The following is a 12913-nucleotide window of genomic DNA, read 5'->3' on the forward strand; positions in this document are numbered from 1 at the left end:
TACTTAAAAAGTACATATTGATTTAATATCGGAGGCCTCTATGAAATATACTACCATCGTTTTTGATTGCGACGGCACATTACTCAATACAGCTACAGATTTAGCTAACGCCGTAAATCATGTTCTACGTACACATAACTTCCCTGAAAAATCTCTAGCAGAGGTAAAAGCAGCTCTGGGTAATGCAGTAACATATTTAATGCGTCAGTGTCTCCCAAGTACAGTAGCTGATCATGAATTAGAGCCATACATTGAGGAATTCAAAGCTTACTATGGTGAGCATTTAAAAGACACAACAGCGCCCTACCCAGGCATCCTAGATATGCTTGATGTATTGCGTGAACAAGGTTATAAATTAGCTATCGTATCCAACAAAATCCAAGAAGGTGTAACACCACTCAATAAAGAGTACTTTGGCGACCGCTTACCTGTTGCCATTGGTGAAAGACCAGGATTACAACGTAAACCAGCACCAGATATGGTACTCCAAGCCTTAAAAGAACTAGGCTCTACACCGGACGAATCTATTTATGTAGGTGACTCTGAAGTTGACGTAGCTACTGCAGAAAACTCCGGCCTACTTTGTATTGGTGTTACATGGGGCTTTAGAGCGGAATCTCTCCATCAAGAACTAGGCGTAACACATATTGCCCGAAAAGCAGATGATATTCTAAGCATTATTGAAACCTTAAATAAATAATATATGCACCGTTTCATGGAATTTATAATAAGATTAGTCATATTCAAGGCACTACTCATATATTGAATATAGTCATTGATATATTCTAAATTCTTGTCAATAATCTATAGCAAATTCATATAAATAAGAGATTTATAAATTAAAATCGTGCAAAAATAGGAGTTAAAATCTTAAACTTCTCATTTTGTACGGTTTTTCTTTTATTTACTCAATTTTATTTCATTTTTCACATTATACTTTTTACGCATAGCTACTATTCCAAATCTATTGCCTTAAAAATGTGATATATGTTACATTTATGGGGCAGTGCTTTCACATAGATACGCCGTCAATTCAATAGCTAGTGTATTGAACAGGAGATGACCGCATAATATCATGTGAATATTTTACTGTATGGTTGTAGTTAGTTGACAGAGAAATGAGGAACAAATGGAAAAGGAAATAAGAAAAGTTGAAATGAGTGAAAATGTAGCAGATCCTACTGGTCTTGGTCTACTTGGTCTCGCTGTAGTATGTTTTGTGGTATCCACATCCCGCGTAGGCTGGTCTGGCCCAACAACATCCGTTATTATACCTTGGGCTGTTTTATTAGGTTCTTTGGCCCAATTAATGGCAAGTTATTTTGATTTCAAGAAAAACAATCCTTTCGGCTCCGTTGTATTCGGTGCATACGGTTTATTCTGGTCTGCAATGGCTGGAGTTTGGTTGATCCAAATGGGCTCCTTCGGTCCTGAAATTCAAAAAGGTTTCGATGTAACACAATTAGCATTCGCTTTTGTGGGCTTTTTAATCTTCTCTATCTTTGGTACTATTGCAGCTTTAAAAACAAATAAAGTTGTATTCGCTATTATGCTACTAATCTGTTTCCTATTCTTTGGTCTAGCAACAGACCTATTCTTAGGCGGCAAAACAGGTTTCTTCGCTCTTGCAGCATGGTCTGAACTATTCATCTCCCTATTGGGATTCTACGGTTCCGGTGCCGTACTTGTTAACAAAGTTTTCGGCAAAACTATATTCCCTATGGGTAAAAGTATTCTATAATAATTTACTAACTATATAAATTACTTGCACAACAAAAGAGGTTCCCTATGGTCACTAGCTGACTAAGGGGACCCTCTTTTCTATTTACTTTCACTATGCCTATTTATCTAAATATTATACATTCACTAATATTGTTGTCTGCCCGAATATAAAAATCTGAAGCAATATGGTTTATTTATAACTGAACTGCGCATCCATAATCATTTGGCGCAACTGCTCAATGCGAACACCTTCAGGTAGCTTATCTCTATAAAATTGCAAATTATAATAATAACGAGTTCCTTCATAATCGGTCATTAATACCATATCTGTACGATACTCCAACGGCCACCCATACATAAATTCAGCTAGTAAACTACGCACACCATCATTGTTGACCTCTATTACATTATGCTTAATAGGCAATACCATCTTTACGGTAGGTTCAGGAACCGTTCTATCTTTAACAATTTTTTCAATCTCATTATCTAAGGTCGCACTTGTATCATCAATAGATCTAGCCTTCACATGCATAAAAACACCATCGGAGGTTCTAAACACCCTACCGTCGATATCCTTTGTTTCACCTTTTGTTTCTACTGCTTCTTTTAGTACTCGGAATTGATACGGTCCATAAAACTTGGTATCTGTAATTGCATCTAACGCCTCATCATATTGACCATTTTGTACATTCGTAACATGTATAAGAGGCTTGATATCCATTGCTTGTGAAAGCATCGGTACTGCTAAACACAAGCCTAGACTAAGTAGTGTAATACAACGCTTCATACATACATCCCCCATTAAACACTAATATTAACTGTATTGTAACATAGTTAATTCATTTTTATGAAAATAATTACAAAATGAAAGAGGTTCCTATTGGTCAACTAGGTGACTATTAGGAACCTCTAATCTCAACTGTAAAGTCAGACCGTTTCTTCAATTTTAAAAACTAGAAGCGAAGCCTGGCGACCAAACCATTTATCCCTCACTTTGATATAAATTATATCATATCTAAATAGGGAAAAAAGTCATATGATTCCTTTCCCTATTTTTATTGTACGCCATTTAAACAAATTTCAATTTATTGACTTGAGAATGATATAAAGAAAATCTATTTATAGTATCCATATTAGGTATAGGAACTATCGACTCAGTTGCGCTCCTATCCTGTACGCAGCTTCCAAATCCTTTGGAAACTGCTCTTCATGCGCAACCTTCTTTAGATTTTCGTCAAAGCTTCCCATATTAAATTTAGAATAATCTGCTACCTGCAGAGTGTTATAACATGGATACAGCGTAACTTCCCCGTTTAACATCTCCAACTCTTTGGCATACTCCTCAAATTTTTCTTTATATAATTTATCATAGAATTCTTTCGGCGCATTCATGCTGACAAACATAGCTACGTTTATTCTGCCTTTAAAATAATTACTGTAATCATCATAGGAGAGCGCTGAAAAATGCAGTCTTTCCATAAATGCAAAATACTGGCTTGTTGGTCTTCCTAGATAAATAGCAGTACCTATTAATAGCGTATCTGCTGAAAATACTTTATCAATAATTGGTGATAGGTCGTCCCTCCAATAACAATGACATCTTTCTACATCCTTGCGTTTACAAAGCATACAACTTCTACAGCCCGTAAAGCTCAAATCATATAAATCTATATACTCTACGTCTGCACCAGTCGATAAAGCACCCTCGGCAGCTGATTTTAATAGCTTGGCGGTATTCCAATTTTTTCTTGGACTCGCATTTAATATAATTGTTTTCATAGAGAACATCCCTCCACAACTTCAAATTTATCTATATTGCCTTAATCCTACCACTTATTAGTTCAATAAATGATATCACTATTGCCTCCATCATAGGAATTACATAAGGATTAAACAGGAAGGCAATAACCAATCCAGATATACCTATTTCGATTTCTCCTTAAACGAAAGAAGCTAATACTTCAAACATACAAAGTGTTATCGTTAATGATTTCTTTTGGCATACTTGTGGCGACCATTATTATGGCAGCTAAATGAATTGCCATCTAGCTAAAGCTAGCTTTTCACGGCATTAGGACATAAAAAACGGCCTGACGGTGAAGTCAGACCGTTGCTTAAATTAAATCAATATAGAAGCGAAGTCTGGCGTCCAAACCATTTATCCCTCACTTTGATATAAATTATATCATATATAAACAAGGAAGGAAATTTAAGGATTTCTTTCCTTCTTTCATTTATAGATTTTCATAGTGCATACGATAGTGACTTATATCATCGACAAGATTTCCTCTTAATTGCTATATTTGTAATATATTACTACTGGGCTGACGGATTCGTAGAATTGACTACATGCACAGTAGCGCACATCGTGTGATAGCCGACCGTCTGGGCAAGCTTTTGTTCAGATGGTCTTTTTTATCGCCTTCTCGTAACAAAGGCTTCTTTATCTATATTTGAGTATCTCATTTATACGAAAGGAGTTTTCTTATGAGAAATCGTTGGTTTATTGCATTAGCAGCCATTGGTCTACACATATCCATTGGTAGCGTATACGCATGGAGCGTACTTACACGTCCAATCATGGTAGATATGGGTTTTACCTTATCGCAAACAACATGGACATTCTCATTAGCCATTTTAATGCTCGGACTATCTGCAGGTTTTCTTGGATCCTTTGCAGAAAAAATAGGTCCTAAAAAAAGCGGCCTTCTCGCTATGTTATTCTGGGTAACCGGATTATTCGGCACGGCCTATGCACTTAACATCCACAATCTTACCTTACTCTATCTCTTCTACGGTATCATCGGTGGTATTGGACTAGGTATTGGTTATATAACACCAGTGTCTACACTCGTTAAATACTTTCCAAATCGCCCAGGATTTGCTACCGGTTTAGCTATTATGGGTTTTGGGTTTGCTTCACTCATTGCAGGGCCTCTTATGCAATACCTCATAGCTCAGGTTGGATTGGTAAATAATTTCATTATCCTCGGCGTAATCTATCTCGTAATTATGGGCGCCTCTTCTCTCTATTTAAAAGCACCTCAACAAAAACACCTAACTCGAACTACTAAAGATAAATCCACCATGTACGTTCATAACCATGGCATGCTAGCCAATGATGCCATGAAATCTTGGCAATTCGGTGCCCTTTGGTGGGTATTCTTTATTAATATTACTTGTGGTATAGGCCTCCTATCCTTAGCGTCCCCTATGGCACAAGAAACCATTGGTATGACACCTGCAGCAGCTGCATCGCTAGTTGGTATCATCGGTATCTTCAATGGCGGGGGGCGTATTGCATGGTCTACTATTTCCGATTACCTTGGACGAGCACAAACTTACATACTATTCTTTATTATAGAAATCGTCGCATTCTATTTACTTGCCCAAACCAATAGCGCGCTAACATTTCAAATTTTAATCCTTCTCATTATCACTTGCTATGGCGGCGGATTCGCCTGTATGCCAGCATATCTTGCGGATCTCTACGGTATACGCCAACTTTCTACTATTCATGGCCGTATTCTAACTGCTTGGGGATTGGCAGGCATCGTTGGCCCTATGCTCGTATCATATTTTCACGAAGCAGGATATGGCTATACTACTGCTTTAGAATGCTTTGCTCTCTTATTCGCATTAAATACAATTATTGCTATAGTCCTAAAATTATATGGTAAACGAGAGTTACACAACTCATGAATTTACTCAAAAATCCTCCAAAGTATGTACAGGTAGGTATTTTTGCGCGAATGCAAGATTTTTATTGAGTTCTGCCCATTTCACCGCATCACCAATAACATAGATATATTCCCTTGCTCTTGTAAAAGCTACATTTACATTGTTAGCATTAACCCATTTTATAGCCCCATTAGCAGAATCATCACTTTGACAGCCTAACATATAAATAACGACTTTAGCTTCTTTACCTTGGAAGGTATGAACCGTACCGATATTATCATCTAACCAATCTTTCTTATTATCCTCTTTAGTCCAGTTCACAATATCATCGCTGACGGATTCCATATACTTTTTAAAACCATACGCAACACTGGTAAATGGTGTAATGATAAAAATATCTTTAAATTTGGTATTTCTTGCTCGTAATTTTTGTATCAGTTCAAAAGCAATTTGGCCTTGTACGTGTACATATCTATCTTTACCCGTAGTAGATTCAATATTACTTGCATCATAAGTTATCCAACAGCTCTCTTTGCATGGCTCAATAGGCTCTTTCGAATTGGTAGTCTTATTAATCATAAAACCACCATAAGATAACTCATTAGCGACTGTAAACATTGGATTTTTACAACGTCTATGAATAACAAGCGGGCAACCGACCCAAGATTCGGAACCATCAAGATTTTTAATAATGCCTGCAAACGGATTTTGTGCATCAGCTAAACTTTGTACAGATAACGCTTTACTCCGATATTTACCAATACCTTCGCCACCAATTTTTTCGACAAATAAATCCTGCACAGTTTGTACCGGTTCAATCTGTTTAGGATCACCAACTACTATTGCCTTTTGCGCACGGAATAAGGCTCCTACAAGCATATGAGGTGACGCTTGTCCTGCCTCATCAATAATGATGGTACCTAACGAGTTTTTAGCTTTACAATTAATCAAAAACCTTTCCACAGCAGCAAAGGTGGAGGAAATAACAGGCACTGCAATCATCAAAGAATTAATTAGTGCAGGGAAAATAATATTAAGATCAAAGTTTTTCTGCAATTTTTTCCTATCACTTAATGATCCCCAATACTGACTAAGTAATTGCATGTTTTTTCTGAAAGCATCACTCATAACTACAGCTTTTTGTAATTGTAAGGCATCATATAACAAACGCTCTCTACATTCATTCAAATAATTACACACATATAAGAAAGCTGTGTGGGCCTGTGCACGCTCCTCATCAGATGACATTAACTTTGATTCTATATCATCAAAGCAATGTATAAAATCTTTATCACTAGTTTTTAATATACCTAGGATATCTTGCTGTGTATTTTCTGCTTTTTGAACAGTACTATCAAGTTCTTTAATATCAGATAATAGACCATCTTTCGTATTGATTATAGATTCACGCTCATTAACTAACTGATGTAATGTATCCAATTGACCTTTAACCTTTTGAAGATTTGTAGTCTCCTCTTCAATAACTGATAACAATGCAGTATTGCTCATGGCTTTTAAAATAGACCAGTTCGTAGCACTCCAAATCTTATCAACAATAGAACGTTTGCTGTTCAACTCTATTAATTTAGACTCAATACTATCTTTATGCTCAACCAATTTCAACAAATCATCATCTAAAGTATCATATTTACTTAACTCTTCATTGATTGCCAGAACTTCCTCTTGTAACTTATCGGTTTTAAGCTTTAACGCTTGAATCAATTTGATATTGTCTTCATATACTGTTACATAATCAAATAATGCTTTTACAAGATTATATTGAGCTTGAAACTGTTTTTTAGCGCTTTCAAAAGCATCTTGAGCACTAGGTATACGCATAATAAAGGACATATCTGAAGATAATACATCTAATACTGGCATAAATGTGTTTATATTAGACTTCTTACCAAGTCTCGCAGAAATTAGGCCCCATTGTTCATTACTCTCCGCTAAACGATCTGCTAAAAAGGTAAAATATACCTCATTAGATTTAACAAATTGATACTTCTTATCCTTAGCAAAATAAGATAAATCAACCTGTTGATCAGAGGAATCCGGATGAAATAATGTAGACCCATTAGTCCCCTCTTCCACAGAGGAAATATTTGGCAATTCTAATGTAATATTTTCAACGGCCTTATTATTTGATGAAAGCACCAGCATGCCATATACTGCAATATCACTGGGTATATCATAGTAAAAAGAGGTCCCATCCCGGCCCACAACCTTTTTGAAGATATCATTTACATGATTACTTTCACAAAACTTGGCAGCACGTTCAACAATATTACTAGCAATTATATCCTTCAATAACGTGGTTTTGCCTGTACCGGGAGGGCCATTAACAGAAAAGATATCTTTAGGATTCTCCTTAGCAATATTAACAGCAATTTGTTGCAAAAAGGATAAGTTAAACTTTGAAGGCCATCGACCATATGGTAAAACCTTCGGATTATACCAATTTCGCATCTGCTCAGTATCTTTCAGCAAATCATAATGCTCAATATCCTGATTAAGACTATTGATATAAGATAATACCTTATCATTATCCTTTAATGTATCAATGTGTTGTAACACCAACTGTAAATCATCAAGGAAAAAACTGGATTTTAAATCATTAATAGGCATTGTATCAGCTTTAACAAGCTGAATCTCCTCTTCCTTAAAACCGCAATAACCATAAATATCACCGGCACGAAACATGGTAACGCGCATAGGATCCAAGATATGCTCTTGTATATACGCATTGATCACACGTGCAGCCTCATCAAGGGATACCTTTTCCTCAGGAAGATTAAAACCATCCTCGATTTCTTTAACAACCTCATCCCAACCATCTAACTTAATATCTTTAAACTCCACATCAGGCTGAGACATCATTTGATGAATCACCCAAATAAAAGGAGCAATTTGTAGACTGCCCTCTTTATAGTATCCCTCTGTATCAACGATAAATGATGCACTATACACATTCCCTAAATATGGTTTTTCAGGATATTCAATTTCTAATTTATCAATGAAGGCCTCTAATACTTCAGTCCCTTTAACTACACATAACAGAACAGCAAGTTCATCATCTAAAACATAGTCCTTTTCATCCTTAAAATATTTAATCTCATCAATAATAGAGTAATTATAAGGATCATTTGGTAACGGTACTACATACGTAGAAACACGTGAATTTGGATTTCTCCAATAAGGTTTTATTACAGACTGTTGATAAATAGTAGTTCTATCGTTTTCAGTAGTGAATATAAGCTCTTTAATATACTTCTTAGGAATTGCTTTATATTTGGGTACCTCTTTCGGTTGCAAACATTCAAGTGAATACCAATAATTTATAATTTGCTTTGCAGTATCTCTCATCTATACCTACCCTCTCATTAGACTAATGAAAATATTATACAAGTAAAATAAAGAGATTTCATGAAAGACAAATAAGGTTCCTAATAGTCACCTAGATGACTATTAGGAGCCTTTTATCTATTTATTTTTGCTATAATACCAATACATAAAACTCAAGCTCTATAACTTACCCCAAACTTTACTAATAAATTTAAAGATAACACTAATCGATATAACTATATACAAAATACTGTAATTAATGATTTCCTATTAAATATTACTAGTATTATTTTTATATTTTTCTTAAATTGCAATATGAAATTGAACAGTATCCAAATCTACAATTCTATTAACTTCTTCAAGAAAGACATCCAAAGGGGTTCTATAATTTAGAATCTTGCGTGGCAAATTATTACACCATTGAAGTGTTCGTTGAATTGTTTCCTCTGAAACGGCTTTTATTGGCATTCCTTTCGGTATACATCTACGAAGTAAACCATTATGCCGTTCGTTCGACCCACGTTCCCAAGCAGAATAAGGTCGAGCAAAATAAATAGACAAAGTTTCATTTTCTAAATCAGATATCTCTGAAAATTCTAAACCGTTATCTGCAGTTATTGTTTTACATAAGCAGGCTAGATTAACATCTTTAAACGTATTTAACCATGCATGCAGTGTTTCTTTTACATCAGCAGCCCGTGCTGATGGACATCGTAAAGCCACATACAATCTGCTTTTACGCTCAAGTAAAGAGATTAAAACATGGTCTATCTTATCTTTTGTTCCACGGATGGTATCTAATTCCCAATGCCCGAATTCCTCGCGCGTTTCAATCTTAGGATCACGAAGTTCTATGGATTTACCAAGTTCTCGCTTATGTTTTCTAGAAATAGATTTTCGTTGGGAACGCCGTACTACCAATGGTAAATCAATTGCTTTTATCCCCAATACACCTTTGTGAAGATAGTTATATAAAGTTTTAGCACAAACCATTTCATTACGCACAAACAAACCCTTATGTTTAGCATATCCAACAGCAGCATCAAAGGACCAATAATCATTTAGAACTTTGCTTTCAATCCAATTTATAAAAGATTCTATAGCACCAACTCTCATGGTATTAAAGGAGCCCACACGTTGTCTTTCATAGGTTGCCTGTCCAGAATCAGCTAAATATACAAGTTGAAATTTACCTTGTCGAATTTGAATCACAGTACCGCGTTTTAATTCTGTATAAATAGTTGTTCTAGACCGACCCAGTGCACGTGAAATTGCAGTAATACTATCTCCTAGAACAATTCTCTTTTCTAAATAAAATCGTTCTTCGAAGTTTAAGTGTTTGTTTGTGCGTAATGTCGTGTTATGATTAATATAGTCCATAGTGATTACCTCGGTTAGATTATATTTGGTCACTTAAATCATAACACAAGGTTCACTATGGATTTTTTAGTTGTTCAATTTCATTCTACAATTAAGCTTTTTATATTTTTTATTCAAAAACTTTCTCAAATAATTAGCTGATTTTTTAGTAACAAAAGAAATATTTTCATCCTGGGAAAAAACTTTTTGAGCATTATTAATATAATCATGAAAATTACCATTCTTATTTTCAATTAATTGTATATGTTTTTTGTGCTTAGAATTTTTATATTTTCTCCTATACCATTTTGTCCCTTTATATGTAAATCTATTAAATACTTTATATAAAGGTATTATCTTTTTATGCTTAGAATCAATTGTGTCTATAGCTCTATTCTGCCGTGAGATCGCATGAGCCGATATAGCCATTTTACTAAAATATCGAGACAATGTTTTACCTCGTACGGATACATTATGTCCATCAAAAGAAAAACCTAAATAGTTAATCAAACAGCTCTTATGATTATCTAAATTACTTTCTTTACTATATTTATTTGTAATATTTTCAATTTTATCACTGCTTACTTTAAAAATTTGCTTTTTTTCATCTTTAAAGGTTAGCCCATGAACAGCGACAACACAAGCCTTAAGTTTAGATAATATCTCCTCAATACTACAAAAAGAAGAAGGAAATATAAAAATAAAATCATCACTATAACGTTGGTAAAATCCACCATTACTATTAGCTAAAATAGACAGACTCTCATCAAATTTTATCATATAAATATTAGATAACACTGCACTAATAGGAGTACCCTGTGCAACACCCTTATCACCTTTATCAGAATGAATTTCTACCTTATTCTTACCTAAACAATTAATATTAAGAATTCGTCCCCGATTAAAAGTTTTCTTATTAATCAGACGACGAGATTTTTTATTATCTTTTAATTTATGCCATTTTATAATATCTACTAATTCAACATATGATGCTCTTGTTACATTTTTGAAAACAGCAAATTCATCAGGATCTAATCTTTTCTTATCTAAAACTATTTTTAGATTATTCTTTAAATATTCATGATCTAAATTATCAAAAAAATCTGTAAAATCACCAATAATGACATATAATTCTTCATCCTCTTGTTGTAAATTACGCATAAAAGAAAATGCTTTATTGGCAAAATCAATATTATTCTGCTTCAGATTATTTCGATAAGCCACGGCAACTTCATTTAGGTGTTTTGATTCTAAATATTGATTATAAGACTCATTAAATTTATAAGCATAATATCTATAAATCCAGCTATCAATATGTGCAGCATAAAATATATGTCTCTTTTTATCAAAATTTATTGAGGCCTTCCTATATGATCTCACCCATTTAGGTTTCGGTATTTCAAAATGAATTAATGGATAAAAGCCATGTGACTTAATTTTATTAGAATCTTGGATATATTTTTTTACTTTACTTAAATTGCAATATGAAATTGAACAGTATCCAAATCTACAATTTTATTAACTTCTTCAAGAAAGACATCCAAAGGGGTTCTATAATTTAGAAGCTTGCGTGGCAAATTATTACACCATTGAAGTGTTCGTTGAATTGTTTCCTCCGAAACGGCTTTTATTGGCATTCCTTTCGGTATACATCTACGAAGTAAACCATTATGCCTTTCGTTCGATCCACGTTCCCAAGCAGAATAAGGTCGAGCAAAATAAATAGACAAAGTTTCATTTTCTAAATCAGATATCTCTGAAAACTCTAAACCGTTATCTGCAGTTATTGTTTTACATAAGCAGGCTAGATTAACATCTTTAAACGTATTTAACCATGCATGCAGTGTTTCTTTTACATCAGTAGCCCATGCTGATGGACATCGTAAAGCCACATACAATCTGCTTTTACGCTCAAGTAAAGAGATTAAAACATGGTCTGTCTTATCTTTTATTCCACGGACGGTATCTAATTCCCAATGTCCGAATTCCTCGCGCGTTTCAATATTAGGATCACGAAGCTCTATGGATTTACCAAGTTCTCGCTTATGTTTTCTAGAAATAGATTTTCGTTGGGAACGCCGTACTACCAATGGTAAATCAATTGCTTTTATTCTCAATACACCTTTGTGAAGATAATTATATAAAGTTTTAGCACAAACCATTTCATTACGCACAAACAAACCCTTATGTTTAGCATATCCAACAGCAGCATCAAAGGACCAATGATCATTTAGAACTTTGCTTTCAATCCAATTTATAAAAGATTCTATAGCACCAACTCTCATGGTATTAAAGGAGCCCATACGTTGTCTTTCATAGGTTGCCTGTCCAGAATCAGCTAAATATACAAGTTGAGATTTACCTTGTCGAATTTGAATTACAGTACCGCGTTTTAATTCTGTATAAATAGTTGTTCTGGAACGGCCCAGTGCACGTGAAATTGCAGTAATACTGTCTCCTAGAACGATTCTCTTTTCTAAATAAAATCGTTCTTCGAAGTTTAAGTGTTTGTTTGTGCGTAATGTCGTGTTATGATTATTGTAGTCCATAGTGATTACCTCGGTTATATTTTGATTAGGCACCTAAATCATAACACAAGGTTCACTATGGATTTTTTATTTGTTCAATTTCATTCTACAATTAAGCTTTTTTTACTTTATTATAAGAAACCCATAAATCAAAATGATTATATTTTCTATTTAAAATAGATACCCTATTTTCCCATTCTTGAAAATCCATAAAAAGTCTCCAAAAATTGCAAAACCCGTAAACAAGCCTTAGTGGCATAGCTAAAGTTTACGGGTTA

At 34.4% G+C, this 12913-nt stretch carries 10 protein-coding genes and 1 riboswitch; of the genes, 3 read left to right on the top strand and 7 right to left on the bottom strand.

The window, feature by feature from the left end:
• Positions 1-40: 40 nt before the first annotated feature.
• Together CKV62_RS06050 and CKV62_RS06055 are read left to right on the top strand one after the other, a co-directional pair.
• Complete coding sequence (locus tag CKV62_RS06050; RefSeq protein ID WP_095066163.1) at positions 41-700, top strand: HAD family hydrolase; 660 nt, start codon at positions 41-43, stop codon at positions 698-700.
• A 429-nt stretch (positions 701-1129) separates the two neighbouring features.
• Entirely contained in the window at positions 1130-1741 is a 612-nt protein-coding gene (locus CKV62_RS06055; protein WP_095066164.1) for an acetate uptake transporter, read from the top strand.
• 171 nt (positions 1742-1912) lie between these two features.
• On the opposite strand, the gene CKV62_RS06060 is transcribed toward CKV62_RS06055, so the two are convergent.
• From CKV62_RS06060 to CKV62_RS09655, 3 genes are all read right to left on the bottom strand, one after another.
• Positions 1913-2509, bottom strand: a complete 597-nt coding sequence (locus tag CKV62_RS06060) for a hypothetical protein (protein ID WP_095066165.1) — start codon at positions 2507-2509, stop codon at positions 1913-1915.
• Positions 2510-2868: 359 nt separating this feature from the next.
• Positions 2869-3501: a flavodoxin family protein gene (locus tag CKV62_RS06065; protein WP_095066166.1), complete on the bottom strand. Its 633-nt coding sequence runs from the start codon at positions 3499-3501 to the stop codon at positions 2869-2871.
• Between the two features lie 31 nt (positions 3502-3532).
• Positions 3533-3634, bottom strand: a complete 102-nt coding sequence (locus CKV62_RS09655) for a hypothetical protein (RefSeq protein WP_422821970.1) — start codon at positions 3632-3634, stop codon at positions 3533-3535.
• Between the two features lie 398 nt (positions 3635-4032).
• Positions 4033-4120: riboswitch (ZMP/ZTP riboswitch) on the top strand.
• Between the two features lie 89 nt (positions 4121-4209).
• Between CKV62_RS09655 and CKV62_RS06070 the strand changes: the two genes are divergently transcribed.
• A complete protein-coding gene (locus CKV62_RS06070) occupies positions 4210-5424 on the top strand; it encodes an L-lactate MFS transporter (RefSeq protein WP_095066167.1) in 1215 nt (404 codons plus the stop codon).
• 6 nt (positions 5425-5430) lie between these two features.
• On the opposite strand, the gene CKV62_RS06075 is transcribed toward CKV62_RS06070, so the two are convergent.
• The 4 genes from CKV62_RS06075 to CKV62_RS06090 all read right to left on the bottom strand — a co-directional run bounded on the left by CKV62_RS06075 (position 5431) and on the right by CKV62_RS06090 (position 12656).
• Positions 5431-8769 (bottom strand): AAA domain-containing protein, encoded by a 3339-nt coding sequence (locus tag CKV62_RS06075; RefSeq protein WP_095066168.1) that lies wholly within the window; start codon positions 8767-8769, stop codon positions 5431-5433.
• Positions 8770-9051: 282 nt separating this feature from the next.
• On the bottom strand, positions 9052-10128 hold the full coding sequence (locus CKV62_RS06080) for an IS30 family transposase (protein ID WP_095066169.1): 1077 nt from the start codon (positions 10126-10128) through the stop codon (positions 9052-9054).
• Positions 10129-10194: 66 nt separating this feature from the next.
• Positions 10195-11487, bottom strand: coding sequence for a reverse transcriptase domain-containing protein (locus CKV62_RS06085; RefSeq protein WP_169835178.1), 1293 nt, complete (start codon positions 11485-11487; stop codon positions 10195-10197).
• A 92-nt stretch (positions 11488-11579) separates the two neighbouring features.
• Positions 11580-12656 carry an IS30 family transposase gene (locus CKV62_RS06090; RefSeq protein WP_095066171.1) on the bottom strand — a complete coding sequence of 359 codons (1077 nt, stop codon included), beginning with the start codon at positions 12654-12656 and terminating at the stop codon, positions 11580-11582.
• Positions 12657-12913 lie beyond the last annotated feature (257 nt).

Origin of the sequence: Veillonella rodentium, from assembly GCF_900187285.1 — a bacterium.
GTDB classification, from domain to species: domain Bacteria; phylum Bacillota; class Negativicutes; order Veillonellales; family Veillonellaceae; genus Veillonella; species Veillonella rodentium.